Raw genomic sequence first — 26,713 nt, forward strand, 5'->3', positions numbered from 1 at the left:
GCTGTCAGTCTTGGCGGCGGTTGAGAAGGGCGTACAGAATGATTGCGCCGAAGGTCGCGGTACCGATGCCGCCGAGAGCGAAGTCACCGAATTTCAGAGTGAAGTCGCCAGTGCCGAGGATCAGCGTGATGGCCGCCACGATCAGGTTCTTGTTCTGCGAAAAGTCCACCTTGTTTTCCACCCAGATCTTGGCTCCGGCAATCGCGATCAGACCAAAGACCACAATGGAAACTCCCCCCATTACCGGCAGGGGAATGGCCTGGATCAGCGCGCCGAACTTGGGGGAAAAGCCCAGCAGCACGGCGATCAGCGCGGCCACGAGGAACACGGCGGTCGAGTAGATCTTGGTGGCCGCCATCACGCCGATGTTCTCGGCGTAAGTGGTCACTCCGGTGCCGCCCAGCCCGCCGCTGACCATCGTCGCCACGCCGTCGCCGATGAAGGCGCGGCCCATGTACTGGTCGAGGTTCTTGCCGGTCATGGCCGTCACGGCTTTGATGTGGCCCAGATTCTCGGCCACCAGAATGATCACCACCGGCACGATCAGCAGCATCGCGTTGCCGCTGAACACCGGCGCGTGGAAGGAGGGCAGGCCGAACCACGGCGCATTGATCACGCCCGACAGATCCAGCGGCTTGCCCAGATCCATGCCATTGGTCAGCACCGCATACAGCACCGAAGCCACCAGCAGACCCACAAGGATCAGCAACCGCTGCACCATGCCGCGCGTGAGCACCGCTACGAGACCGACGCAGACAAAAGTGAGCGCCTGCATCCAGCTCTCGAAGTTGTTCGATGCCATGTTCTTCACTGGGATTCCGGCCAGATTCAGCCCGATCACCGCGACAATGGCTCCCGTCACCACGGGCGGCATGAAGCGCTCGATCCAGCCCGTGCCTACCAACTGCACGATCAGCCCGACCAGCGTGTAGACCGCCCCGCAGGCGATGATGCCGCCCAGCGCCACGCCGATGTTCGCGTTCGGCCCTTTGCCCGCATAGGCGGTCGCTGCGATCACCACGCCGATGAAGGCGAAGCTCGAGCCCAGATAGCTGGGCACCTTGCCGCCAGTGATCAGGAAGAAGATCAGCGTGCCGATGCCGCTCATGAACACCGCCATGTTCGGATCGAAACCCATGAGGATCGGTGCCAGCACCGTGGAGCCGAACATGGCGATCACGTGCTGCACGCCCATCAACCCGGTCTGCCCCCAGGGCAGCCGCTCATCCGGTCCGATCACGCCGCCCGATTGCAGCACCTGTGGAGACCTTTCGGTCCAACTGAACATTCCCATTTTTTTTACGCTCCCGCTACAGTTTTTGACAAAGTGGGGCGATGGTAGGGCATTGCACGGGTTTGCGTGCAGCGGGGCGATACGGATGTGCAGTGCCGCGCTCAGCTTCCGGATTCTTCGGCGTGCTCGGCCAGATAGGCGTCGATGCGTTGGCGAATGTGCACTGCCAACTCCGGCAGGCGGTGCGATACGCGGTACATCGGCCCGGCCACCAGCAAGGCAAAGCGCCGCTCGCCAAAGGCCAGCGCCATGGAGACGCCGCCCAGTTCGGGCGTGAATTCCGCGTTGCCCTGAAACCAGCCGCGTTGCATCGACTGAGCGATCTCCGCCTCCACCGCGTCGGCGGACATCAGCGTGGTGGGCGTGTACTGCTCGAACGTCACCTTGCGCAGCACGCCAGCGCGCTCGTCGGCCCGCATCTGCGACAGCAGCGTGCGCCCCGTGGCGGTGGTGTGCAGTGGAACGCGCTTGCCCACAGGCGCGGCGTAGCGCACGGAATGTGGCGACTCGACGGTTTCCACGAACAACGCGTCTGACCCGCTCACCGCGGCCAGCACGGCGGTCTCGCCGGTGTCGGCCACCAGTTGCTCCAGCAGCGCACGCATGTCTTTGGGCAGGGGCTGGGCCTGCTCGACCTTGCCGATGAGGGTGGCCCAGGCGGGCGTAGGGTAGTAGCCCGCCTTGGGGCGCGGCTCGTACAGATAGCCGCGCTGGGCCAGCGTGCCCAGCAGGTTGAAGGTGCTCGAGCGCGGCCAGTCGAAATGCTTGGCGATTTCGGCAAGGCTCGCGGGCCGCTGGTGGGCGGCGAAGAATTCGAGCAGTTCGAGGACGTTGGCGGCTTGTTTGACGTTCACGGTGATGCGGAAAGAGGGCGGGCGGGCCGCTGGACGCGGTAATCCATGGAATTTAACTGCCGAAGCGGGGAATCCAGGGAAATCCATCCGGCTCAGGGAAAACATGGGGCCAAGGATACTGCTATTTTGTTCTTGTGTGTGTATGATTTGTTCATGTACAAGAACGAAATGGCTTCAATCGCTGAGCAAGGCACCGCTTTCGGGGGACCGCTCACAGGGGTTCGCGTGCTCGATCTGACCTCGGTGCTCATGGGCCCCTTCGCGTCGCAGAACCTCGGCGACATGGGGGCGGACGTGATCAAGATCGAAGCTCCCCAAGGCGATCTGGTGCGCCAGATCGGCCCGGCCCGGCATGACGGCATGGGGCCGGTGTTTCTCAACGCCAACCGCAACAAGCGCAGCGTGGTGCTCGATCTGAAATCACCCGAAGGCATGGCCGCGCTGCACCAGCTCATCGCCGATGCCGACGTGCTCATGTACAACGTGCGCCCGCAGGCCATGGCGCGGCTGGGGCTCGGCTACGAGGCGGTCAAGGCGCTCAATCCGCGCATCATCTATGCCGGCCTGTTCGGCTATGGGCAGGACGGCCCCTACGCCGCGCGTCCGGCGTATGACGACCTCATTCAGGGCGCCTGTGCGCTACCGCACCTCATCGCCAAGGCCTCGGGCGGCATTCCGCGCTATGTGCCCAACGCGCTGTGCGACCGCATCGTCGGACTCACAGGTGTGGGCGCGATTCTGGCGAGTCTGCTGGCGCGCGAACGCACGGGGCAGGGCGACCGGATCGACATCCCCATGTTCGAGACCATGGTGGCCTTCATCATGGGCGACCACATGGGCGGGCTCACTTTCGATCCGCCGCTCGATGGCGGCGGCTACGCGCGCCAGCTTTCGTCGCAGCGCCGTCCGTACCGCACGCAAGACGGGTACATCTGCGCGCTGGTCTACAACGACAAGCAGTGGCAGGGCTTTCTGCGCGAGATCGGGCGCGAGGCGCTCATGCGCGATGACGAGCGCTTTGCCAGCTACGCGCAGCGCACGCAGCACATCGACCATGTCTACGACGTGCTGGCCGGTATCTTCGAAGAGCGCACCACCGCCGAGTGGGTCGCGATTCTCGAGCGTGCCGACGTGCCTTTCATGCCCATGCACAGCCTGCAAAGCCTGATGCAGGACCCGCACCTCGTGGCCACCGGCTTCTTCACCGACGTGATGCACCCCACCGAGGGCGCCATCAAGTCGCCGCGCAATCCCGTCACCTGGACTCACCACAAGCCCGCACCGCCGCGCGCCGTGCCCACGCTCGGCCAGCACACGGCCGAAGTGCTGCGTGAACTTGGCTACAGCGAAAGCCAGGTGCAGGCCATGGTGAACGCCGCCGCTGTCGTCTGAACGAAAAACCACCCCATGCATTCCATCGAACATCTCACCGACGAAGTGACCTTTGAAGTGGTGGATGGCAGCATCGCCGTCATCACTATGGACCGCCCAGCGCAGCGCAACGCCATCAACAGCGGCCTCGCGCAGGGTCTGCGTGCCGCGTGGACACGGCTCGAAGAAGACAGCTCGTTGCGCGTCGGCATCCTCACCGGGGCGGGCGACAAGGCCTTTTGCGCGGGCATGGATCTGAAGGAGGCCGCGGCCAAAGCCCTCAAGGTCCCGCCGCGCGATCTGATTCCCGTGCTCGGAGATGGCGTTCCCATGAGCAAGCCGACGATTGCCGCCGTCAACGGCGTGGCGCTCGCAGGCGGCTGGCTGTTCGCGCAGATGTGCGACCTGTGCGTGGCCGCCGATCACGCCACCTTCGGCATCACCGAGGCCAAGGTAGGGCGCGGCATGCCGTGGGCAGCGCCGCTCATCCACATGCTGCCACAGCGCATCGTGATGGAGGTGCTGCTCACCGGCAAGCCGCTCACCGCAGAACGCGCGATGGCACTCGGTTATGTGAACCAAGTTGTGCCACTTTCCGGCTTGCGCGATTGCGCTTTAGAGCTTGCCAGAAGCATTGCGGCCAACGCGCCGCTCACCGTCAAGGCCGCGCGCGAGCTCGTGTACCTCTCTACCGAAATGGGCCGCTCCGCAGCGCTGCGATCTGCGCAGCATCTGTTCGAGCCGGTGTATCTCAGCGAAGACGCACAGGAAGGCCCGCGTTCGTTTGCCGAAAAGCGCGCACCGCGCTGGCAAGGCCGTTGAATCTTGGAGGATGAATCCTGATGAGTTTTGAACTGACCACCGAACAGCAAGCCATCCGCGAAGCCGTGCAGGATCTGTGCACGCGCTTTCCCGAAAGCTATTGGCTGGAGCGCGATGCCGACGGCGTCTTTCCGCACGACTTCTACCGCGCCATGGGCGACGCGGGCTGGCTCGGCACCGCACTGCCCGAGGAATACGGCGGCGCGGGTCTTGGTGTGCAGGAGGCCTGTGTGCTCATGCAGACCATTGCCGAATCAGGTGCCTGCATGAGCGGTGCCTCGTCCATTCACATCAACATCTTCGGTTTGATGCCCGTGGTGGTCTACGGCACCGACGAGCAGAAGCGTCGCATGCTGCCGCCGATTGCGCGCGGCGAGGTCAAGGCCTGCTTTGGCGTGACCGAGCCGAACGCGGGCCTCAACACCACCAAGCTGAAAACACGCGCGGTGCGGCAGGGCGACAAGTATGTGGTGCATGGCCAGAAGGTGTGGATTTCCACGGCGCAGGTAGCAGACAAGATTCTGCTGCTGGCGCGCACCACCGCGCTCGAAGACTTGGCCCCGGGCCAGCAATCGCATGGACTCACGCTGTTCTATACAGACCTTGATCGCTCGAAGATCGACGTGCGTCTGATCGAGAAGATGGGCCGCAAATGTGTGGACTCCAACGAGCTGTTCATTGACGGTTTGGAGATCCCCGTGGAGGACCGTATCGGCGAAGAGGGCAAGGGCTTCAAGTACATCCTGCATGGCATGAACCCGGAACGCATCCTGCTCGCCTCCGAGGCCATCGGCGTGGGCCGGGCGGCGCTTGCCAAGGCGTCGAACTACGCCCGCGAACGCGTGGTGTTCGACCGGCCGATCGGCAAGAACCAGTCCATCCAGCATCCGCTTGCGAAGAACTGGATCGAGCTTGAAGCCGCACAGCTTTTGATGATGAAAGCCGGATGGCTCTACGACAACGGCCGCGAATGCGGCGCTGAGGCCAATGCCGCGAAATACTTCGCCGCAGAAGCGGGCTTCAAGGCCTGTGAGCAAGCCATCCTCACGCATGGCGGGATGGGTTACTCCAAGGAATTTCATGTCGAGCGCTACCTGCGCGAAATCATGATTCCGCGCATCGCCCCGGTGAGCCGTGAACTCATCCTCAGCCACATCGCCGAGCGAGTGCTGGGCATGCCCAAATCGTATTGAGCCGCGGCGCGGCGCTGACTCGTCCACGCATTCGTTCATTCACCCGCAAGAGCATCCAACAAGCAGGAGACAAAGACATGAAGCAGTCCATCCGCCTGGCGATCACACAGCGCCGCGCACTTTTGGCCACCGCCGCCACCATGCTCGCGATCACGTCCACGTGGGGCACAGCGGCGCATGCCGATGGCTGGCCGACCAAGCCCGTGCGCATCATCGTGCCCGCAGCGCCCGGCGGTAGCTCAGATCCGCTCGCGCGGCTGGTGGCCGATGAGCTCACACGCACGCTCGGCCAATCCTTCATCGTCGAAAACCGCCCCGGCGCGAACGGCAACGTGGGCTCGGCATCAGTCGTCAAGTCGCAAGCGGACGGCTATACGCTGCTCTTTAGTTGGACGGGCACGCTGGTTCCCGCGATCACGCTCTACAACGCCAAGGCCTATCACCCGCAGAACGATCTGATGCCCATCGTGATGATCGCCTCGGTGCCGAACATCATCATTGCGCAGCCCTCGCTCGGCGTGAAAACCATGCCTGAACTCGCGCAATACGCCAAGGCCCATCCGGGCGAGCTGAATTTCGGCACCACCGGCAGCGGAAGCTCCTATCACCTCTCGGGCGAACTCTTCAAAAAGACGCAGAACGTGAGCATGACGCATGTGCCCTACACCTCGCCGGGTGCGGTGCTGACCGATCTCGTGGGCGGTCGATTGCAGGTGGCATTTCCGGGCGTCACTGCGGCTGCGCCGTTCGTCAAGGATGGCCGTTTGACGGGCATTGCCGTCATGGCCGAAAAGCGCTCCGACCTCCTGCCCAACGTGCCCACCACCGTGGAAGCAGGCTACCCCGCACTGTTGTCTGAAACCTGGTTCGGCCTGCTCGCGCCCAAGAACGCGCCCGCAGAAGTGCGCGAGAAGATCAACGCCAACCTCAACGCTGCACTCAAGACGGCAGCCTTTCGCGACAAGCTCGTTGGCATGGGCTACACCACGCTCGGAGGCACTTCGGATCACTTCGAAAAGGTGATCGCCGCCGACATCCAGAAATGGGGCGAAGTGGTGAAGTTCTCGGGCGCGAAGGTGGATTGATCCGCGCTGTACCGCTCAGTGCTTTTGCTGCAGCGCTCGCGCGATCTTGTCGCGCTTGACGGTGGTCTTGGGCACCTTGAACGGGAACCACATGCGCACGTCGTCTTCAAGGCCGATGCCGTGCATGTAGTTGTAGATGGCCTTTTTCAGGCAGTCGCCGAGGGCGTCGTGGTCGACACCGGTGGGGTCGACAAAGCCGACGTCGTTGCGCGCGAAGTCGCTCTCGGGCAGGGGCAGGAGGGTGACGCCGTAGTCCTCGGGATTCTTGCCGACGGGTGAATGCACGGTGCAGACAAAGCGGTGGAAAAAGCCGCTCTGGATGCAGCCGTTTTCGAACAACTGGCGCACGTATTCGAGCGCGTCCACGGTGTCTTGCACGGTCTGCGTGGGAAAGCCGTACATCAGGTAGGCGTGCACGAGGATGCCCGCGTCGCTGAAGGCCTTGGTGACGCGCGCGACTTGCTCGACGCTCACGCCTTTTTTCATGAGCTCAAGCAGGCGGTCGGAGGCGACTTCGAGCCCGCCCGAGATGGCGATGCAGCCGCTGTCGGCCATCAGGCTCGCGAGGTCGGGCGTGAAGGTTTTTTCGAAGCGCACATTGCCCCACCACGAGATGTCGGTGTTGCGTTCGATGAGCTCGTGCGCAAGCGCCTTGAGAGCCTTGGGCGGGGCGGCTTCGTCGACGAAATGAAAGCCGGTCTGGCCGGTCTCGGCGACGATGGCGTCGATGCGGTCGGCGAGCACGCTGGCGCTCGCGCCTTCGTAGCGGCCGATGTAGTCGAGGTTCACGTCGCAGAAGCTGCACTTCTTCCAGTAGCAGCCATGCGCGACGGTGAGCTTGTTCCAGCGGCCGTCGCTCCATAGGCGGTGCATGGGGTTGAGCATGTCGAGCAGCGACAGGTAGCGGTCCAGCGGCAGGCCGTCCCAGGTCGGAGTGCCGACCTCGGCGAACGCGATGTCGGCCTCCATCATGTTGATGTAGCGGACTTCGCGCGTCGCTTCATCGCGCGCGAAGGTGCGCACCAGGCGCGATGCGCCGCGCTCGCCGCGCAGGTGTTCGAGCAGCGCGAGCAGGGGACGCTCGCCTGCATCGAGCGTGACGAAATCGACATGGTCGAACACGCGCGGCTCGGCGAGTTCGCGCAGTTCTGTGTTCACAAAGCCCCCGCCGAGCACGGTCTTGATCTGCGGATGGCGGGCCTTGATGGTCTGCGCGATGCGAAACGCCGCGTAGACCGAGCCGGGGAAGGGCACGGACAGCAGCACCACATCGGGCCGGTGCCGCTCGACGGCGGCGAGCGTGAGTTGCGCGAGCAGGTCGTCGACCAGCGAAGGCTCGGCCGCCAGCGCATCGGCCAGCGGATCAAAGCTCGGCTGGCTGGCCGCGAGCGATTCTGCGTAGCGCACGAACTCGAAGCGCTCGTCCACCGCATCGCGCAGCACGTCGGCCAGATCGTTGAGATACAGCGTCGCGAGATGCTTGGCGCGGTCCGTGAGACCGAGCGCACCAAAGGCCCAACCCAGCGGATCGCCGCCCTCGTCGTCCACATACACGTCGAGCGACGCAAAGCGCGGGCCCTCGGGCAGATAGGTGCGGCTCACCACACGGTGCGCGAGCGTGGTGTCGCGTCCCTGCAGGAAGGCGATCACCGGCGCGATGGTGGCGAGGTAGCGGTCTTGGTGCTCGGCGAAGCACTGCACGGCGGGGCTCTGCAGCTTCGGCGGAATCTTTGCGACCTGCTCGGCCACCTGCTGCAGACCTTGCTTGGAGAGCAGCCGCAGCACCAGCGCCAGCGCCAGATCTTCCTGCACGGCATCGATGCCGCGCGAGCGCAGGAATCCCGTGAGGTAGGCGGTGGACGGATAGGGCGTGTTCAGCTGCGTCATCGGAGGGATGATGGACAGCACACGCTGGGTAGTGGCAGGCATGGCGGCGGGCTCGGGAGTCGTGAAGTTCCGCCGATCCACAAAAGAAGAAGGGCGGAGCGGAATTATCCCCGCTGCGCCCTTGGTGCGCCCCGAGAGGGGCTCTAACCCACGATCACAACTGCTCTAGCGTGCCCCGCACCACCTGCTTCCACACGCTGGGGCTTTGGCCTTCGCGCAGACGTACCAGATAGACCTCGTCGTTGCCCTGTTTGATGCGGGAGACGGCTTCGGCGACGGGGATGTCCAGCAAGGCAGAGAGAACCAGTGGATTGACGCCGCCGTGCGCGACGATGGCGATGTTGCCACCCTTGCCATGCTGCTGGCGGATGCTGTTGACGGCGGTTTGCACGCGGGTTGCTTGCGACTGCAGGGATTCGCCGCCGTCGAGGCTGTCGTCGAGCACGGTCACGCGCTTGCCGAATTCGGCGAACTCGGCGGCGCTGCGCTCGTCTTCGTAGATGCCTTCGAACTTGCCGAACGAGCGCTCGTTGAGCTCGGGCATGGGCGTGACTTTGGCGCTGCCAGCAAAGGCGGCGGCGGTGTCCTTGGCGCGGCGCAGGCCGCTCGAGTAGATCTGGTCGAACTTCACTCCGGCGAGCTTCTGGCCGAGTTCATTGGCTTGCTTGGTGCCGGTCTCGTTGAGCGCATTGTCGGTCGCGCCCTGGAGCTTCTTCTCGAGGTTCCAGTTCGTCTGGCCGTGGCGCACGAGGTAGATGTCGAGCACGCCTTTCTCGGCTGCATGGGCGCTGGGTAGGACGAGGGCCGTGGCGAGCGCAAGGGCGCCGAGGAATCGGTGGTGCATCTTCATGGTGGTTGTGGAGTGGAAAAGGAGGGGTGGATATTCACCGCGCATGCTAGGCAGCGCGGATGACGCAACCGTGACGCCCCTTGACACACCAGCAGAAATGCCAGAGCGGGCGAGACCCGGAGGCCTCGCCCGCTCTGGCGGGGAGTTCTATTCAGCGGAGAAGATGCCGCAGGTTTACTGAACCGAATTGCCTTGCGACAGCAGCATGCCGTGCTGGTTGGCGGCGATAGCCTCTGCTTTCACATCGGCGCGGCTGACTTGCGAGGGAGTCTTGATGTCGTTGACTGGCTTGTAGGTGTTGCCACCGGCCATCTGCAGTTTGCCAGCCTGACGGGCCTTCACGAAATCGACGCTGACCTGTTGGCGGGACACCGAGCTTTGTGCGTTGGCAATGTCGGGGGCGAAACCGGCTTCGGCGCTTTGCACCTGAGCTTGAGCAGAGATAGCGCCGAGGCTCATCAGGGCGACTGCGGCGGCGGAGCGGATAACGTTCTTCATGATGTTCATTCCTTTACTTGCTTTCAACCTGATGGGTTGGGGCTGGAGCGGTGGCAATCCAGGTTGGTGACTGCCTTGGTTTCTTGCTCCATCGATCTGGATCCGAAGCTTGTTTCGAATCGATGAATGAACTGTATTCCGTTCTAATTCCGGGAAAAACCACCTATCGAGCAACTGATAATTCCGAAAATCGAAACAATGGGTCGGAACTTCTCCCCGGTAAGCTTGTTTCTCGAATGAAGCGCGAGCCGTCAGCGGCCCATGGAATGTCCCCGGGTGATATGTGATGAGCGCGCGCGGCCAGTCAATCCACCGGCCCCGATGGCGAACAGGCCACGCCCGGTGAGCTGCTGCACGATGGCGGATTTCACTGGCGGTAGGACATTGGCGCTCTTGAGGACCAACTGGCGCAGCAGGCGCGGAAGCGGCCTGGCGTTGGTGAACAGGCGCACGACAGTGTTCGTGCCCTGAAAGATCGGCCACGCGTGGCGGTGGTGGGCGCGCGCGAAGCGCTGCAGATGAGCGGCGTTGCCAATGTCTTGCCCCTGCTCGCGCGCATGCTGCAGCGCATTGGTGAGCTCGCGCACGCTGGCCAGACCCAGGTTGTAGCCATGCGCGGTGACCGGGTGCATGCCGACGGCGGCGTCGCCCAGCAGCGCGAAACGGTGGCCGGCAAAGCGGTGCGCGTAAACAGCCACCAGGGGGTAGGCATGGCGCTCGCCGACGAGCTGCATCGCGCCGAGGCGTCCGTCGAACTGCGATTGCACCTTGGCGGTGAAAGCCTCGGCAGGCAGGTTCATCAGCGCCTGCGCGTCGGCGCTGTCGGCCGTCACCACGGCGGAGCAGAGGTGGTTGCCGGTGGCGGGATCGTCCTGCAGCGGCAGCACGGCCAGCGTGCGCTCATAGCCAAAGCATTCATGCGCGATGTCGTGGTGGGGCTGTTCGTGGCGCATGCGGCAGACGATGACGGAGCGGCCGAAGTCGGTCATGTCAGCACCCACGCCGAGCTGGCGGCGGGTGGTGGAAAAGCGGCTGTCAGCAGCCACGACCAGCGGTGCGCGCAGGCTGGCCTTGGGCGCTCCCGCACGCTGATATTCGAGCGTGGCGCTGTCGCTTGAGGTGCTCACGCCGAGCACTTTGGCGCTGTCGAGAATCCGCACGTGTTGGCTCTTGGCGGCCACGGCGAAAGCTGAGCGGCGCAGCGCGTGGTTGGGGACGATCCAGCCGAGGTGTTCCTCGCCGCTGCCAAGCGCGTCAAGGCTCATGCTGGCGACGCTCTGCACGGCTCCGTCATGCACGTGGGCCTCGCGGATGCGGCCGATTTCGTGTGTGGCGAGTTCGGACCAGGAGCCGAGCGCCGTGAGCAGCTCCACGCTCGGGTGGGTGAGAGCGATCTCGCGTCCGTCGGGTGGCGGCTCTGCGAGCGTGACTGCGCTCTGCTGCTCGAGCACGATGCTGCTCAGTCCCGCTTGCGACAGTGCGATCGACAGCGACAGCCCCGCCGGTCCGCCGCCCACGATGAGCACGTCGCAGTCGTGTGCGCTGACTTGGGTTGAGGGGGCGGAGAGCAGGTCGGTCGGGTTCATGACGGCAACTTTAAAAACACAAAACGCGACTGCATTGTGTGATGCATGACAAGCAAACACATTGCCCTGAATCAAGGCTGGACTTGTGCAGACGTTTTCCTACACAAGCGAAGGTGCGTGCGAGGTACAGTGGTGCCAACTATTGCTCAAATTTTCAGCTCAACTTGAGGACGTAGACATGCTCGCAGATGTTTTCCGCCGTGCAGAAGCCAATGGTAAGTTTTCCCATCTTGTGGTGCCGCAGGGCGAGCCGATCCCGCAAGAAGTGACCGACTGGGAATGGCACGATGAAGCGCGCAGCATTCAGCTCAACGAGGATTTGGAAAGCTGGCCGGAGTACGGCATCGAAAACCCGGGCGCACAGCTTGGCAAGAAGCGCTACGCGATCACCAGTGTGGCGCAGATGACGAGCTGATCGCTTGGAGCGTGTTGACGATCTCCACGCGGTCTTGCAGGCGCGGCCTCGGGCGGTCTGCTGCGTTGTAAATCCTCCCGATCCGCATCCTGCAAGCCTCGCGCTGAGATCGCAAACACGCTTCTACACCGGTCGGTCCGGATTGGTCCGGTCATCGCGCGGCACGCTCGAGAAGCGCAGCGCGTGTTCGGTGAACTTTTCCACCGTGCGGTTGTTGCCCCCGGGCAGCAGCGCGAGTGCGATGCCCACGTGAAAGCCCGGCGGATTGTCGGTGAGCGACAGGCATTTGATGCCGCGCGGCATCATCCGCCGCGAGACGCTCGCGACCAGCCCTACGCCCAGCCCTGACGCGACCAGGCTCATGATGGTCTGCACCTGCATGGCCTCCTGCGCCACATGCGGCACGAAGCCCGAGAACTGGCAGCGCAGCATCGCCAGCGCAGAGAGGCCGGGCACCTTGTCGGCCGGGTACATGATGAAGGGTTCCTGGGCGGCTTCCGACAGCGCAATGGCGTCGCGCTCGGCGAGCGGGCTCTTGTCAGAGACGGCCAGCACGAAATCGTCGCGGTCCAGCGGCAGGATCTCGAAGCCGCTCGGGTTGAGCACCGGGTAGCGCAGCAGGCCCGCATCGAAGCGACGGGTGACGAGGCCTTCCAGAATCTCCGAGGATGTGGCCTCGCTCAACTCCAGCTCGATCTTGGGATAGCGCGCGCGCAGCGACGGAATCAGCTCGGGCAGCAGCGCATAGGTGGCCGAGCCGATGATCCCGAGCCGTACCAACCCGCCGTCGCCCGAGCGCGTGTCCTGCACCGCGTGGCGGCAGCGCTCGGCATGGAGCAACGCGGCGCGCGCGTCCTCCAGCATGGCCTCGCCCGCAGCTGTGAGGCGCACGCCCGACGAGCTGCGCTCGAACAGCGGGCTGCCCAGTTCTTCTTCGAGCTTGCGGATCGACACCGACAGCGGCGGCTGCGCCATGTGCAGCTGCTCCGCCGCCCGGTGGAAATTACCGGTCTCGGCAAGCGTGACGAATTGGCGGAGCTGGCGGAGATTCATGGATCAATACTAATTCAGTATCGATTTTGAAAAAAGTAATATTAGACAGCGTGGTGTGTGAATCCTAGAGTGGGGGCTCCAGTAGTTGTTTGGGGCGACGACCCCGCCGGAAGCCAGAGCCTTCCAAGGAGACAAGACATGCCTTTCCAGACCCGCAGGTTCGCCCTGCGTTCGCTCGCCGCCGCCAGCCTGCTGGCCGCCACCGCCGTCAGCGCGCCGTTTGCGTACGCCGACGGCTTTCCCTCCAAGACCATCAAGTTCGTCGTGCCCTTCGGCCCGGGCAGCGGCACGGACACTTCGGCGCGCTACTTCGCCAAGAAGCTGCAGGACCTGACCGGCCAAGCCGTGGTGGTGGAAAACAAGCCCGGCGCGAACGGCTTCATGGCGGTCAAGCAGGTGCTGTCCGCCCCGGCCGATGGCTACACCGTGTTCATCGGCAGCAACTCGACGCTCGCGGTGAATGCGGCGCTGTTCAAGCAACTGCCGTATGACCCGGTGGGCGACTTCTCGCCACTCACGATGATGATGCGTTCGCCCGCGATGTTGGCCGTCGCGCCGAGTGCACCGTATCAAGACCTCAAGGGCCTGCTCGCCTACGCCAAGGCCAACCCCGGCAAGGTGAACTTCGGCGCGGGCTCGGCCGGGTACCAGCTCATGGGCGAGCTGCTCAACGACACGGCCAAGGTGCAGACCGTGCACGTGCCGTTCAAGGGTGCGGGCGAGACGACGACGGCAGTGGCGAGTGGCACGGTGGATTTCACCTTCGCCGAAGTCACCGCCGTGCAGGAACTCGCCAAGGGTGGCCGGGTGAAGGTGTTCGCCGTGGCATCCGACAAGCGCGTGGGCACCTCGCCCGACGTGCCCACGTTCGCCGAGGCTGGTCTGCCGGGCTTCGAGGCCTACACCTGGGTGGGCGCGATGGTGAGCCACAAGACGCCCGCCGCTGAGACGCAGAAGCTCGCCGAACTGTTCACCCAGATATCAAAGATGGACGAGACTCGCGCGTTCTACGAGCGCATTGGCGCGACCCCGATGACCGGCGGTCCTCAGCAGATGCGTGAGTTCCAGAAGAACGAGATCGCGCTGTGGAAGCGCATCGTCGTGCAGGCCAAGGTGCCGCTGCAATGAGCATCAACAACGGTGCGTTGAAGCACGTGAAGGTGCTCGATCTCTCGCGCGTGCTGGCCGGCCCCTGGGCCGCGCAGACGCTCGGCGATCTGGGCGCGGAAATCATCAAAATCGAGCGCCCCGAGGTTGGCGACGACACGCGTGCCTGGGGCCCACCGTTCGTCGAGAACCCACAGGGCGAGCGCACGCGCGAATCGGCCTACTACATGTGCGCCAACCGCAACAAGCAATCGGTGGCGGTGGACATCACCCAGCCCGAGGGTCAGCAGATCGTGCGCGATCTGGCGATGCAGTGCGACGTGGTGGTTGAGAACTTCAAGACCGGCGGGCTCGCGCAGTACGGGCTCGACTATGAGACGCTGTCCGCACTCAACCCACGCCTCGTCTACTGCTCGATCACCGGTTTCGGTCACAGCGGTCCGTATGCGCACCGCGCGGGCTACGACTTTCTGATCCAGGGCATGGGCGGGCTCATGAGCATCACCGGCAAGCCGGATGGCGAGCCCGGCGGCGGCCCGGTCAAGGTAGGCGTGGCTCTCACCGACATCCTCACGGGACTGTATGCGAGCACCGCGATTCTCGCGGCCCTGCAGGCGCGCGAGCACACCGGGCGCGGCCAGCATATCGACCTCGCGCTGCTCGACGTGCAGGTGGCCTGCCTTGCCAATCAGGGCATGAACTACCTCTACAGCGGCAACGTGCCGCAGCGCATGGGCAACGCGCACCCGAACACCGTGCCGTATCAGGACTTTCAGACGGCCGACGGCTACATGATTCTCGCCATTGGCAACGACGGCCAGTTCGCGCGCTTCTGCAACGCGGCAGGCGTAGCCGGGTGGGCGCAGGATGCGCGTTTTCAGACCAACACCGCACGGCTTGCCAACCGCGTCGAACTGATCGCGATGATCCGCGAGCTCACGGTGACCAAATCGACCAAGGACTGGGTCGCGCTGCTCGAACAGCACGCCGTTCCCTGCGGCCCGATCAACACTGTGCGCGACGTGTTCGACGACCCGCAGGTGCGCGCACGCGGCATGCAGCTCGCGATGGAGCATTCACAGGCCGGTGACGTGCCCATCGTAGCGAGCCCCATCCGCCTTTCGGATACGCCGGTGGGCTACCGCCTCGCGCCGCCCGAGCTGGGCGCGCACACGAACGACGTGCTCGCACGCCACCTGCATTTGACGGCAGCGCAGATCAACGCATTGAAAGACAAGGGAGTTTTGGCATGAGCAGCAGCAATGGCAGCCTCGATTCATTGAGCCTCACGCGCATTCCCGCAGCGGATGAGGCCCTGCGTGCCGAGGTGCGCGCGTTTCTGGCCGACGCCACCAAGGACATGCCAGCGCACATCCGCGCGCGCTCTTGGGGCGGCTACAGCAGCGACTTCAGCCGCAAGCTCGGCGAGAAGGGCTGGCTCGGCGTGACCCTGCCCACGGCCTACGGCGGCGGCGGGCGCAGCGCGTTCACCCGCTACGTGCTGGTGGAAGAATTCCTCAACTTCGGCGCACCGGTCGGCTCGCACTGGATCGCCGACCGCCAGAGTGCGCCGCTGATCCTGAAATACGGTACCGAGGCGCAAAAGCAGTTCTACATCCCCAAGGTCTGCAAGGGCGAGGCGTTCTTCTGCATCGGCATGAGCGAGCCGAATGCGGGTTCCGACCTCGCCAGCGTGCGCACCAAGGCCGTGCCCAATGACAAGGGTTTTCTGCTCAACGGCCAGAAGATCTGGACCACCAACGCGCACCACTGCCAGTACATGATCGCTCTGGTGCGCACCTCGGGTACCAGCGAAGACCGCCACAAGGGCCTGTCGCAGGTGATCGTCGATCTGTCGCTGCCGGGCGTGACCGTGCGGCCGATCCAGGACCTTTCGGGTGACAGCCACTTCTGCGAGGTGTTCTTCGAGAACGTGCAGCTCGGCGCCGACGCGCTGATTGGCGCAGAAGGACAGGGTTGGGAACAGGTCACGGCAGAGCTTGCGTTCGAGCGCAGCGGGCCGGAGCGTCTGTTCTCGTCCATCGTGCTGTTCGACCAGTGGCTCGACTATGTGCGCACGCCAGAGGGCCGCACGCCATCCGCGCAGCAGCTTGCTGGCCGCGTGCTGACCGAGCTTGCGCCGCTGCGCGCGATGTCGGTGTCGGTGCAGGAAAAGCTCACGCAGGGCGCAAGCCCCATCGTCGAGGCCGCGCTGGTCAAGGAGCTGGGCACGACGCTCGAGCAGTTCATCCCCGCCGCCATCGCCGAAGACCTGTTCTCGCGCGATGCCGAAGACGTGCCGGTGGAGCTGCTCATGACGCTCAAGTACGTGACCGAGGCATCGCCCTCGTTCTCGCTGCGCGGCGGCACGCGCGACATCCTGCGCGGCATGATCGCGCGCGGTCTGGGTCTGCGTTGATTCGATTGGAAGGAACAGAGATGAGCAACCAAAACGACAACGACCTGTTTGCCGACGCAGCGCGTCAGGTGCTGGCCGACCAGTGCACGCCCAACATCGTGCGCGCGATCGAAGCACACGGCAACGCCGCGCCCGAAACAGCGGCGCTCTGGGAACAACTCGAAGCCACCGGCCTCGCCGACGCGATGCTGCCTGAAGAGCAGGGCGGCGCAAGCCTTGGCCTTGGCGCAGTCTTCGGCGTGCTTGAGCAATGCGGTGCCCACGCGCTGCCCCTGCCGCTGGCCGACACCATGCTGGCCCGCGCCCTGCTCGCCGCAGCCAACATCGACAAGCCCGAAGGCCGCATCGTGCTCGCGCGTGGTGTACGTTTGGGCGATAACGTGAACGCAGCCTTGGTGCGCAACGCGCGCGGCGCGGAATCCGTGCTGCTGGAAGTGAATGGCGAATGCCGCCTGCTGAGCCTGCAAGGCGCACAGCTCACCGCACAGGCCTTGGCACTCGATGCAGGCGTTGAGTGGACCGCAGCGCAATGGCAAGCAGCACCCGTAGTGCCATCGCCCACCGATCTGCGCACCGCACAGGCCGCAGTCGTCGCCGCGCAAATGGCCGGTGCGCTGAAATCCGTGTTCGACTGCACCCTGCAATACGCCAACGAGCGCCAGCAGTTCGGCCGCCCTATCGGTAAATTCCAGGCCATCCAGCACCAGCTCGCCGTGATGAGCGAACATGTCTTCGCCTCCCGCATGGCCGCACAACTCGCCTGCAATGGCGACGGCATTGCCCCAGACCGCCTGCGCGTAGCCACAGGCAAGGCCCGCTGCAGCCAGGCTGCGCTCGCGGTATCGGAGACGGCACACGCCATCCACGGCGCCATCGGCTTCACCGAAGAGTACGACCTGCAACTCTTCACCCGCCGCCTGCACGCCTGGCGTCAGACCGCAGGCAGCGAATCGTTCTGGCACAACGTGGCGGGCGAAGCCCTGCTGAACGCCCAAGGGCTCACACTAGACGTGATTCGCCGCATCACCGATGTGGAGACAGCATAGAAAATTGCGCCCGAAGTCGGGCGCAAGGCACGAGCAACGCGAAGTGCCGAGCACACCTCTTAGGAAACCACTGACTCGCGGCGGTTGTCCGAACGAAGCGACGCAGTCGCGCAGTGAGTTCTGCCGCGTTCCCCCGAATTAGAAAGCGCGTTTTTGATTACTTTTTGCGCGCAAGCAAAAAGTGATTGCCCCGCCGGGGGCAGTCCCGGCCTCCGCCCTCACCAACTAAGCAGGCGGTAAAAAGAGACGTTGAAAATCAGAGCCCCATTCCCAAGGAGACACGAACCATGACCTTCCTCCAGATCCACCGCGACGGCCCCATCCTCACCGTCACCATGAACCAACCCGAAACCCGCAACGCCCTCACCGGCAACACCGCGGTGGACGAGTTCGTAGCCCTCTGCGACGACGTGCGCAAGGACACCAGCGTCAAGGTCATCATCCTGACCGGCGCGGGCCCGATCTTCAGCTCCGGCGGCAACGTCAAGGACATGAAGCGCTTCTTCGACGACGCGCTTACCCCCGACCTGATCCGCGAGGAATACCGCCAGGGCATCCAGCGCATTCCGAACGCGATGTACCAGCTCGACGTGCCGGTGATCTGCGCAGTCAATGGCCCGGCCATTGGTGCGGGGCTGGATCTGACCTGCATGTGCGACATCCGCATTGTCGCCGACAATGCCACATTTGCCGAGAGCTTTGTGCGTGTAGGCATCGTGCCGGGCGACGGTGGCGCGTGGCTGCTGCCGCGCGCGGTGGGCTACGCCAAGGCGTCCGAGATGGCGTTCACCGGCGAGGCGATCAATGCGCAGGAGGCGCTGGCCTGCGGTCTGGTCTCGCGCGTGGTGCCTGCCGATCAGCTGCTGGCCGAAGCCAACAAGCTGGCCGCCAAGATCGCCGCCAACCCTGGTTCGGTGATGCGCATGACCAAGCGCCTGCTGCGCGAGGGCCAACTGGCATCGCTCGCCTCGCTGCTCGAGATGTCGGCCGGATTCCAGGCCGTAGCGCACAAGACCGCCGATCACCGCGAAGCCGTTACGGCCTTTATCGAGAAGCGCGCGCCGAAGTTCCTATAAGAGCGTGATTGCGATTTCCCCGCGGTCTTGCAGGCGCGGCCTCGGGCTGAGATCGCAAACACGCTCTAGTGGGGAAAGGCATCAAATTGCTTAAAAAGTGAGCAGCAGGGGATTGCCCTCTCAGCGAGTTGGCGGGGTGCAGTCCGAACGCTTCATAATGTGAGGATGACCGATCGTCCAAAACGTTTCTCGATGATCCGCGAGTTCCATCTCGCGGACTGGTTCACGCTGGGAAATGCCGTCAGTGGGGTGGGAGCCCTGTTTTCGGCAATGTCTTTTCTGGAAACCGGTGCTGTTCAGCACATTTATTTTGCGTCCGCGCTGGTTTTTGCTGCCTTGGTGTTCGACGTGCTCGACGGCCGCATCGCCCGCTGGCGCCAGAAGTCCTCGGCCATGGGGCGCGAGCTCGACTCGTTGGCTGACGTGATCTCGTTCGGCGTGGCGCCCGCGATCATCGCCTACGCCTGCGGCATGCAGGGGCTGTATGACCGCATCCTGCTCGCCTTCTTCGTGGCCTGCGGCGTCTCACGACTGGCGCGCTACAACGTGACGGCCGAAGTCATGTCCGAAGGCACGGGCAAGGTCAAGTTTTTCGAAGGCACCCCGATCCCCACCTCGTTCGTGCTGGTGCTGTTGCTGGCGATCGCCGCCTGGACCGGCGCGGTGCGCGAGCATCTGTGGTTCGGCAAGGTGATCATCGGCGGCTTCACGCTGCACCCACTGGTGCTGATCTTCGCGCTGTCGGGTTCGTTGATGATCAGCCGGATCAAGATCCCCAAGCTCTGAGCCATCGCTCCACGAATGAAAAGGCCCGCAGATGCAAGTCTGCGGGCCTTTTGCATTTCGGGCGTCAGAACCGGCGGCGGCGCAGCGTCAGTGCAGCGAATCCGGCCAGCGCCATTGCGAGCAGGGTACGCCCAACTTCCGACAGTGTGGGCACGCTTGCAGTCGTGGTCGGTACGGTGACGGTGGGCGCGACGAGGAACACCGGATCAACGATCACGCCGTTGGCGAGCAGGTCTTCGTCGCCATCGCTGCCATCCGTAATAGAGAAGCTGCCGCTGGTGCGCGCGGCGTTGAGCTGGCCGTTCACGTCGTACCAGTGCGGCGCGGGGTTGGCCTTGGTCGGGCCGAACTTCCAGAGCATCGCCCCATTCGGCACGGCCTGGGGCCACTGCCAAGTGACGTTGGCCGCGCCATTCGCCGCGCCGCCCGCGAGCACAAAGCCAAATCCCGATGGCAGCACGAAGCGATAGCCGGTGGGCAGCGGCGGCAAGGCAGACGGTGATGCAGCCCCCGCCGAGTTGCCCGCGAACTGCCAGCCGTTGCCGCTCACCGAGCCGCTGCTGCCGTCGCCACCGGGCAGCGTGGTGCCGACGATGGCGGGCAGGCGGATCTGGAAGCTGCGCTCTACGGGCGTGGCATCGGGCGAACCGGCCGCGCCTGCCTGCGTGGCGCGCACCATGCAGGTGCCTGCTGTCAGCAGCGTGAGTGTGGCTCCCTGTGCGCCGCCGGTCTTGCAGACGGCTTCGGTGCGGCTTGCGAATTGGACCGGGCTGCCAGAATCGTTTCCTGTAGCGGTGAGTGTGACGGGCGCGCTACCCAGCGTGCGGTCGGGCAGCTCGGCGAACGTGATGGTCGGCGTGACCACGACGACCGCGCCGGTGCGGAACGCGGTCGCTGCGACCAGGCTGGCCGAACCGTCGGCCGCGATGATCACGCTGTAGGCGACGTATGCCGTGTCGGCGACAAGGCTGTTGGCCGCAAGCGTGGCGGGCTGATTCGCCGTGATGGCGGTGGCGGCACTGGTCCAGAGCGCAGTCTGCCCACTCGCGTCGCGACCGGCCTTGACCTGCTCCCAGCTCGGCGCGGGCGCTCCGGAGGGCAGCACGATGGTATGCAGTGTGCCGGTTTGGGCGCTCTGAGCGGAGAAGCTTGCGCCGGTCGTGGTGCTCGCGATGCTGGTCAGCGTGACGGTGGGCAGGGCGGTGATGCTCACGACATCGCTGCGGAATTTTTTCCACGCGGCATAGGGCAAATCCTTGGCCGCGCTGCCGTCGGCGTAGAAATCCGCGTCGCCGCAATCGCTGATGAGGGTGGCCGCGCCGCCCAGTGCAAGTTGTGCGGGGAGTGTGGCGATGCCTTCTGCAGAGCAGGCGGTCTTGGGCGGCGTGAACGCGCCCACGTCGGCAGTGAGCGCGCGGACGTTGAGCGCCAGGCCGTCGCTGCTCACTCGACCATCCCACGAGAACAGGCGGAAGTCGCGCGGTGCTGTGCCGTTGGCGCTGTTCGGCGGTCCGGCGATGATCAGATACTCGCCGTTGGCGTTCTTGCGGATCTCGCGGATGCCGCGTTCGCCGAGGTCGAGGCGTATCGGCGCGGCAATCTGAGCAGCGCCCTTGGTACCACCGCTCGCGCCGAGCATGGCGGCGTAGTTGCCCACGGGAATGATCAGCGCATGCGTGCGGTTGGTGGCAACGTCGGAGATGACCGCCGGTTGACCGGGGGCACTGACCAGCGGGGCGCGGAAGCCAAGCCAGAGTTGGCCGTCGTCGGGGCTGGTGGTGGTGCCTTCGATGGAGAAGCCTGACAGCGTGTCCGTCTCGGGGGCCTTGAGCGGATTCTTGTTTTCGCCTTCGGAGCTTGACACCAGACCCAGATAGTTCGCGCCCAGACCATGGGCGTTTCCGGAGTCCCATGTACGCAGGTCTTCGCGCAGCCACTGGTAGTAGCCAATCACGCTTGTACTGGTTGCGTCGACGGCGAAGAAGCGCCAGCGGTCTGGGCGCGAGCGGCCATTTTTGTTGTTCGAGTGCGAGCCCGCGAAGTACATCCGGGTGCCTAAAAGGAAGCTTGATTCGAGATCGATTTCCCCGTCGGCTTTGCAATTGTCCACCCCGGTGAAGCTGCTGTTGTCGCAACTCGCCGAGTTCGCCAGTCCAAGTGAGGCGTCCGGCACCCATTGGCTTGTGGGCAAGCCGCCGGTCTGCGGGCTGTATCCAAAGACAGCGTTGCCACCGGACAGCGCGTTGCCGGAGGCATCCTCGCCAGGCGCTTCGTCGTCGACAACCAGCATCGAGCCGCTTGGGGTGATGAGCGCCGATGATGCATCCGAGCGGCCAGCAAACCAGCGCGTCTCGGCCGTTGCCGCCGTGTTGGCAGACGCGGCATAGCGGATCGTGCGCGTGATGCTGACGCCGCTTGCACCGGTGACGGTCAGCGTGATGTCGGCATAGCCCACGTCCTGCGCCGTGAGTTTGAGCGTGACGTTGCCGTTGTCGTTGACTGCCGCGATATTGGAGATGACGCTTGGCGCGCTTGACGCGGCCGTCACCCTGACCTCAGCCGCATTGCCGACCGGATCGCTCACCTGGAAGCGAATGCCCTGCGTGGCCAGCGCATCATTGGGATCGAGCGCTACGCCGGAATAGGCCGAGTTGTCCGCGAGCGTCGTCGCAGGCGGCACGCCGATGACGAACGCGGTCGACACGGCGCTCGCGCTGCCGCCCAGGCTGTTGACCGCACGCACGCGAACCTTCTGCGAACCGCTTGGCAGATTGCGGAGGGAGGCAGGGGTCGTCCCCGAGACTGTGCTCTGATCGACGGTCGCGAAGTTGTCGCGTGAGGCCTCGATCACATAGAAGGCCACTGCAGCGCCGGAGGTCGGCGCGGACCATTGGATCGTGCCGCCGCTTCCATTCTGGCTCGCGAGCTTGACTGCGCTAGGGGGGGCGGGAACGGCCGCAGGCGGCGTGGCTTCGGGGGTGAGCGCAAGGCCGTAGTTGGCCTCGCCCGCAGCGGGCTTGGCAAGCAGTACTGGTGTGCCGCTCAGGTTGCCCTGAGCACCCGACGTGTCGAACAGGCGAAATACCTGCCCGCTGCCGTCGGTGGCCAGCAGCATCACGCTGCCTTCGCCCGTGGGCATGGCGATGAGACCATGCACACCACTCAACTCGGCCTTGCCGCGCGCGGTCCAAGTGCTGCCGTCCCATGTGTACTTCTGGATGGCGGGGTTGGGCTTGAGGTCGTTGGCCGCCAGATACAGCGTGTCAGCGGTGGTCGATTGCGGGTTGAGCTTGACGAAGGAGATGCCGCGGAAATTGTTGCCGGTGATGCCGGTCTGGGCCTTGGTGCTGGGCGCTCCGCTGGTCGGCAGGACCGGTGGTTGCTCGGTTCCGCCGAGTTGATTGAGTGTGCCGCCGCCTGCAAAACCTACGAACAACCGGTTGCTGTCAATGGCGATTCCTTGGGCATTGGCGGTGTTCAACTGCGTGGAGCTGGTGGCGTCCCTGTGGGCGAACCACACGCCTTGGTAGGCCGTGTTCTTGTTGCCCGCGCCACTCACCCAGACCCGGGCGCATTGGTCGCTGACAGCGCCGCGGATCGCATCGGTGCCAAAGGCGTTGGCACTCAGTTTGGTCAGTGTGTTGGCCACCGCATCTGGGCCGACGAACATGACGGCGCGCGTTGCCGTAGTTTTGGGATCGGTGGCGCCGGGTTGAACCGCATAGCCGGGCACGGTCAGGCACTTGCCATCGGCCGAACGGTTGAGCAGACCTTCCGAGCCGGTGCTGCTGGCTGACAACGCCGTGGCAGCCATAGAGGAGAGGGGAACACTTTGCACCAACGTGCCGTCGGCACGGTACTCGTCAAGATAAACGGACTTGGCCCCCCCTTCCGTTCCCACACGGTAAGCAACAAAGTTGCCTGCCGCAAAGGGCGCGGCCAAGGCTGCGAGCGGAGTGGCGATGGACGAGGCCATCAGAATCAGGGCAGCAGCAGAGGTGGCGCTCAGCGCAAACGGGCGGGAATGGTTCACGGTGGGCGTGGCTGGTAAGGCCTTCAGTTGCAAAGCGATGCAATTTGCCCGCGCGTCATGTCAATATCGTGACAACCAGCGTGATCGCTTGCTTCCATCGGTCAGGAAACCTGCATTCGGTGCACCTTGGGAAACGTCCTGATGCAGCCGGGAGCGCCGCACACGGTACACTTCGCCATTAATGAGCCTGTTTGCGACCTTTTCGTGGTCTGGCGACCTGTCTGGGCTCATCAGCTCGCCCCGCAAAGTCCGCAAGCAGATTCACCTTCCGGTGACTGCGCTTATGGCTTCTTTGTTGTTCGCGCGAGTGCCGATATCGTGATTCCCACCACTTCTGTTCATGGCCGTTGATACTGCGGGTCAGTCCCGCACAAGTTTTGACCTCAAGAGCGCTCAGTTGCCGGTGGTGGCCGTGATGCTCAAGAGCCCGGATATTTCCGCTTTTGCCGCCGACCTGGCGGCGCGTCTGGCCGACGATCCTGAATTTTTCGATAACGACCCGGTGCTCATCGATCTGACTGCCCTGAGGGAAACCAACGAGCCCATCGACTTTGCTGCGCTCATTGCGGAGCTTCGCGCACATCACACGCAGCCCGTGGCCGTTCGCGGCGGCAGCGTCGATCAAATGCAGGCCGCGCATGACGCCGGGTTGATCGCCGCGCCCGATGCACCTGCGCGGGAGAAACCTGCCAGAGCCGAGGTACTCGAAGTGATTCGCGAGGTCGAGGTAGTGCGCGAAGTGCCCGTGCCGAACGAGGTGTCGGGCGAAGGCGTTGCCACTCTGGTGGTCGACAAGCCATTGCGCTCCGGGCAGCAGGTCTATGCGCGCGGTGGCGACCTGATCGTCATGGCCATGGTGAACTTTGGCGCCGAGGTGATTGCCGATGGCAACATCCACGTCTACGCGCCGCTGCGAGGCCGCGCCATGGCGGGCGCGCGTGGCAATACGGACGCACGCATCTTCTGCACCTGCATGGAGCCGCAACTGGTGTCCATCGCCGGCATGTACCGCGCCATCGAGACCGATCTGCCGCCTGACATTCTGGGCAAGCCTGCACAGGTTCGTCTGGAAGGTGAAAAGCTGCTCATCGAGCCACTGTGAGAGGGAGTTGAATCACTATGCGCTGGCAACGACCGAATCCATTTTTAATTTTGAAAAACCGAAGCAAGGACTGTGCATAACATGGCCAAAATCGTCGTCGTGACCTCCGGCAAGGGTGGCGTGGGCAAGACCACCACCAGTGCCGCCTTTGCCTCTGGCCTGGCGCTTGCCGGCCACAAGACCGCCGTGATCGACTTTGACGTCGGTCTGCGCAATCTCGATCTGATCATGGGCTGCGAGCGCCGCGTCGTCTATGACCTCATCAACGTGATTCAGGGCGAGGCCAACCTGAATCAGGCCCTCATCAAGGACAAGCAATGCGAGAACCTGTTCGTGCTGGCTGCCAGCCAGACGCGTGACAAGGACGCGCTCAATCAGGAAGGCGTCGGCAAGATCCTCAAAGACTTGGCCGCCATGGACTTCGAGTACATCGTCTGCGACTCGCCCGCGGGCATCGAAAGCGGTGCGCTCATGGCCATGCACTTCGCCGACGAGGCACTGCTGGTGACCAACCCGGAAGTCTCCTCCGTGCGGGACTCTGACCGCATTCTCGGCATGCTTGGCAGCAAGACCAAGCGTGCCATCGAGGGTCTCGAGCCCATCAAGGAGCACCTGTTGATCACGCGCTACAACCCGAACCGCGTGGAAGACGGCCAGATGCTGAGCCTGGTGGACATTCAGGACATCTTGCGCATCAAGCTTATCGGCGTGATTCCCGAGTCAGAAAACGTGCTGCAGGCGTCCAATCAGGGCCTGCCTGCGATCCACCTGAAGGGCACGGATGTCTCCGAAGCCTACAAGGACGTGGTCGCGCGCTTCCTCGGCGAGGACAAGCCCATGCGCTTCATCGAAGCCGAGAAGCCTAGCTTCTTCAAACGCATCTTTGGCGGGAGGTAAGGGTGATGTCGCTTTTGTCCTTCCTGCTCGGGGAGAAGAAGAAAACCGCCTCGGTCGCCAAGGAGCGTCTGCAGATCATCCTCGCGCACGAACGCAGTGGCCGCAATGCCGGTCAGCCCGACTACCTGCCCGCGCTCCAACGCGAGCTGGTGGCCGTCATCAGCAAATATGTATCGATCAACGCGGACGACATCAAGGTGCACTTGGAGCGTCAGGAGAACCTCGAAGTGCTGGAGGTAAAAATCGAATTGCCGGAAGTTCCTGCAAAGTGATTTCGGCGCAGTCGTTCGCAAAATGATGCGCTCATGAAAAAACGAGCCTTGGCATGGATTGCCAAGGCTCGTTTTTATTTGCACGCGTTTGTTTACGCGCAGGAGGGTCGCTGATCAGCGAGAGGTTTCCTTCTCGTCCGCCACCGTGGCATCGCCCAGCAGGTGTTCGGTGAAGAAGCGGCCACCGTGATAGAGCAGGGGAGATGAATCGGAGTGATGGCTGCAGTGCTCTACCTGACCTACGAAGATGATGTGATCGCCCTCATCGTAACGGCTGCGGTTGAAGCATTCAAACGTGGCGGCCACATTGGCGAGTAAGGGAGCGCCGCTTTTTCCGAAGGAAAAATCCACATCGGCCCAACGATCAATGTCACGTCGTGCAAACTGCTCTGCGAGACCCTGCTGCTCGGCGGTGAGCACATTGATTGCGTAATGCGTGGCTTCGCACAACATCGGCATCGAAGCCGCCTTGCGCGCAAGACTCCAGAGCACCAGCGGTGGCTCCAACGACACGGAGTTGAACGAGTTGGCCGTCAACCCGATCAATTGACCATTGCTGGCGCGAGCGGTGACGATGGTCACGCCAGTGGCGAACATGCCCAACGCATCGCGGAAATTGCGCGAGGAAAACTGGGGCACCTGAGCCTCGGCCGGAGCCGTGTACGAAGAAGAGTTGCGAGTCACGAAATCGTGGCGACGGGCGCCAAAACAGGGTCGGGATATTGGATGAAATGAGTGGGCTATTATTGTCCGCAACCGATCGGCCTGCTGCCGAAAGGGTTCGAATAGAGAGCACTGCATGGCAATTCTTCCCCGTTTCTCGATGCTCGGTCACGGTCATACCGTCATCATGCTGCACGACGCCGATGGCGGACACCTGACCTTCTCTCCCTCGGTGGAGGCGTTGGCAAGTCAGGGCTACCGCGCCGTCGCCGTCGATCTGCCCGGATACGGCTACACCCCGCCAAGCGAGCCCTACAGCATCAAGTCGCTCGCTCAGAGCTGTCTGGCGTTGATCGATGCGTTGCAGGTGAACAAGGTCACTCTCGTCGGACACGGGCTGGGTG

24 protein-coding genes (1 of these 24 running past the window's edge) are annotated in these 26,713 nt (G+C 63.8%); 15 read left to right on the forward strand and 9 right to left on the reverse strand.

Annotated features, from left to right (window positions below):
• Positions 1-4: 4 nt before the first annotated feature.
• On the reverse strand, positions 5-1,294 hold the full coding sequence (locus G7047_RS23780; RefSeq protein ID WP_166310644.1) for a solute carrier family 23 protein: 1,290 nt from the start codon (positions 1,292-1,294) through the stop codon (positions 5-7).
• Between the two features lie 101 nt (positions 1,295-1,395).
• Complete coding sequence (locus G7047_RS23785) at positions 1,396-2,148, reverse strand: IclR family transcriptional regulator (protein WP_166310646.1); 753 nt, start codon at positions 2,146-2,148, stop codon at positions 1,396-1,398.
• 168 nt (positions 2,149-2,316) lie between these two features.
• Between G7047_RS23785 and G7047_RS23790 the strand changes: the two genes are divergently transcribed.
• The 4 genes from G7047_RS23790 to G7047_RS23805 all read left to right on the forward strand — a co-directional run bounded on the left by G7047_RS23790 (position 2,317) and on the right by G7047_RS23805 (position 6,619).
• Positions 2,317-3,540, forward strand: coding sequence for a CaiB/BaiF CoA-transferase family protein (locus G7047_RS23790; RefSeq protein ID WP_166310648.1), 1,224 nt, complete (start codon positions 2,317-2,319; stop codon positions 3,538-3,540).
• Between the two features lie 15 nt (positions 3,541-3,555).
• Positions 3,556-4,341, forward strand: coding sequence for an enoyl-CoA hydratase-related protein (locus G7047_RS23795; protein WP_166310650.1), 786 nt, complete (start codon positions 3,556-3,558; stop codon positions 4,339-4,341).
• A gap of 20 nt (positions 4,342-4,361) precedes the next feature.
• The gene (locus tag G7047_RS23800) at positions 4,362-5,534 is read left to right on the forward strand and encodes an acyl-CoA dehydrogenase family protein (RefSeq protein ID WP_166310652.1); all 1,173 of its coding nucleotides are present in this window, start codon (positions 4,362-4,364) and stop codon (positions 5,532-5,534) included.
• 77 nt (positions 5,535-5,611) lie between these two features.
• A complete protein-coding gene (locus tag G7047_RS23805) occupies positions 5,612-6,619 on the forward strand; it encodes a tripartite tricarboxylate transporter substrate binding protein (RefSeq protein ID WP_166310654.1) in 1,008 nt (335 codons plus the stop codon).
• 15 nt (positions 6,620-6,634) lie between these two features.
• Here G7047_RS23805 and G7047_RS23810 read toward each other — a convergent pair whose 3' ends face one another.
• The 4 genes from G7047_RS23810 to ubiM all read right to left on the reverse strand — a co-directional run bounded on the left by G7047_RS23810 (position 6,635) and on the right by ubiM (position 11,440).
• Positions 6,635-8,548, reverse strand: a complete 1,914-nt coding sequence (locus G7047_RS23810) for a B12-binding domain-containing radical SAM protein (protein WP_205904668.1) — start codon at positions 8,546-8,548, stop codon at positions 6,635-6,637.
• Between the two features lie 112 nt (positions 8,549-8,660).
• The gene (locus tag G7047_RS23815) at positions 8,661-9,356 is read right to left on the reverse strand and encodes a histidine phosphatase family protein (protein ID WP_166310656.1); all 696 of its coding nucleotides are present in this window, start codon (positions 9,354-9,356) and stop codon (positions 8,661-8,663) included.
• A gap of 174 nt (positions 9,357-9,530) precedes the next feature.
• The gene (locus G7047_RS23820) at positions 9,531-9,854 is read right to left on the reverse strand and encodes a DUF4148 domain-containing protein (protein ID WP_166310658.1); all 324 of its coding nucleotides are present in this window, start codon (positions 9,852-9,854) and stop codon (positions 9,531-9,533) included.
• Positions 9,855-10,105: 251 nt separating this feature from the next.
• Positions 10,106-11,440: a 5-demethoxyubiquinol-8 5-hydroxylase UbiM gene (gene ubiM / locus G7047_RS23825; RefSeq protein ID WP_166310660.1), complete on the reverse strand. Its 1,335-nt coding sequence runs from the start codon at positions 11,438-11,440 to the stop codon at positions 10,106-10,108.
• A 178-nt stretch (positions 11,441-11,618) separates the two neighbouring features.
• Between ubiM and G7047_RS23830 the strand changes: the two genes are divergently transcribed.
• On the forward strand, positions 11,619-11,855 hold the full coding sequence (locus G7047_RS23830; protein WP_166310662.1) for a DUF6139 family protein: 237 nt from the start codon (positions 11,619-11,621) through the stop codon (positions 11,853-11,855).
• Between the two features lie 123 nt (positions 11,856-11,978).
• Here G7047_RS23830 and G7047_RS23835 read toward each other — a convergent pair whose 3' ends face one another.
• Positions 11,979-12,908 (reverse strand): LysR family transcriptional regulator, encoded by a 930-nt coding sequence (locus tag G7047_RS23835; RefSeq protein WP_166310664.1) that lies wholly within the window; start codon positions 12,906-12,908, stop codon positions 11,979-11,981.
• A 138-nt stretch (positions 12,909-13,046) separates the two neighbouring features.
• Here G7047_RS23835 and G7047_RS23840 point away from each other — a divergent pair, with 138 nt between their 5' ends.
• The 6 genes from G7047_RS23840 to pssA all read left to right on the forward strand — a co-directional run bounded on the left by G7047_RS23840 (position 13,047) and on the right by pssA (position 19,342).
• Positions 13,047-14,036 (forward strand): tripartite tricarboxylate transporter substrate binding protein, encoded by a 990-nt coding sequence (locus G7047_RS23840; protein WP_166310666.1) that lies wholly within the window; start codon positions 13,047-13,049, stop codon positions 14,034-14,036.
• Complete coding sequence (locus tag G7047_RS23845; RefSeq protein ID WP_166310668.1) at positions 14,033-15,268, forward strand: CaiB/BaiF CoA-transferase family protein; 1,236 nt, start codon at positions 14,033-14,035, stop codon at positions 15,266-15,268. Before G7047_RS23840 ends, G7047_RS23845 begins: the two co-directional genes overlap by 4 nt.
• Positions 15,265-16,434, forward strand: coding sequence for an acyl-CoA dehydrogenase family protein (locus G7047_RS23850; RefSeq protein WP_166310670.1), 1,170 nt, complete (start codon positions 15,265-15,267; stop codon positions 16,432-16,434). Before G7047_RS23845 ends, G7047_RS23850 begins: the two co-directional genes overlap by 4 nt.
• Positions 16,435-16,454: 20 nt before the next feature.
• On the forward strand, positions 16,455-17,480 hold the full coding sequence (locus G7047_RS23855) for an acyl-CoA dehydrogenase family protein (RefSeq protein ID WP_166310672.1): 1,026 nt from the start codon (positions 16,455-16,457) through the stop codon (positions 17,478-17,480).
• A gap of 287 nt (positions 17,481-17,767) precedes the next feature.
• Positions 17,768-18,556 (forward strand): crotonase/enoyl-CoA hydratase family protein, encoded by a 789-nt coding sequence (locus G7047_RS23860; RefSeq protein WP_166310674.1) that lies wholly within the window; start codon positions 17,768-17,770, stop codon positions 18,554-18,556.
• A gap of 165 nt (positions 18,557-18,721) precedes the next feature.
• Complete coding sequence (pssA, locus tag G7047_RS23865) at positions 18,722-19,342, forward strand: CDP-diacylglycerol--serine O-phosphatidyltransferase (RefSeq protein WP_166310676.1); 621 nt, start codon at positions 18,722-18,724, stop codon at positions 19,340-19,342.
• A gap of 64 nt (positions 19,343-19,406) precedes the next feature.
• Here the strand turns inward: pssA and G7047_RS23870 are convergent, their stop codons facing one another.
• Entirely contained in the window at positions 19,407-23,375 is a 3,969-nt protein-coding gene (locus G7047_RS23870) for a choice-of-anchor U domain-containing protein (protein ID WP_166310678.1), read from the reverse strand.
• A 340-nt stretch (positions 23,376-23,715) separates the two neighbouring features.
• Here G7047_RS23870 and minC point away from each other — a divergent pair, with 340 nt between their 5' ends.
• From minC to minE, 3 genes are all read left to right on the forward strand, one after another.
• Positions 23,716-24,477, forward strand: coding sequence for a septum site-determining protein MinC (gene minC, locus G7047_RS23875; protein WP_166310680.1), 762 nt, complete (start codon positions 23,716-23,718; stop codon positions 24,475-24,477).
• Between the two features lie 81 nt (positions 24,478-24,558).
• On the forward strand, positions 24,559-25,374 hold the full coding sequence (gene minD / locus G7047_RS23880; RefSeq protein WP_166310682.1) for a septum site-determining protein MinD: 816 nt from the start codon (positions 24,559-24,561) through the stop codon (positions 25,372-25,374).
• Positions 25,375-25,379: 5 nt separating this feature from the next.
• Positions 25,380-25,646 carry a cell division topological specificity factor MinE gene (gene minE, locus G7047_RS23885; protein WP_166310684.1) on the forward strand — a complete coding sequence of 89 codons (267 nt, stop codon included), beginning with the start codon at positions 25,380-25,382 and terminating at the stop codon, positions 25,644-25,646.
• 114 nt (positions 25,647-25,760) lie between these two features.
• On the opposite strand, the gene G7047_RS23890 is transcribed toward minE, so the two are convergent.
• Positions 25,761-26,330, reverse strand: a complete 570-nt coding sequence (locus tag G7047_RS23890) for a flavin reductase family protein (protein ID WP_240939242.1) — start codon at positions 26,328-26,330, stop codon at positions 25,761-25,763.
• 115 nt (positions 26,331-26,445) lie between these two features.
• On the opposite strand from G7047_RS23890, the gene G7047_RS23895 reads away from it, so the two are divergent.
• Positions 26,446-26,713, forward strand: the beginning of a protein-coding gene (locus tag G7047_RS23895) for an alpha/beta fold hydrolase (RefSeq protein WP_166310685.1). 512 nt of this gene lie beyond the right edge of the window; only the first 268 of its 780 coding nucleotides appear in the window; the start codon lies at positions 26,446-26,448; its stop codon lies off the right edge, out of view.

Origin of the sequence: Diaphorobacter sp. HDW4A, from assembly GCF_011305995.1 — a bacterium.
Lineage (GTDB): Bacteria > Pseudomonadota > Gammaproteobacteria > Burkholderiales > Burkholderiaceae_C > Diaphorobacter_A.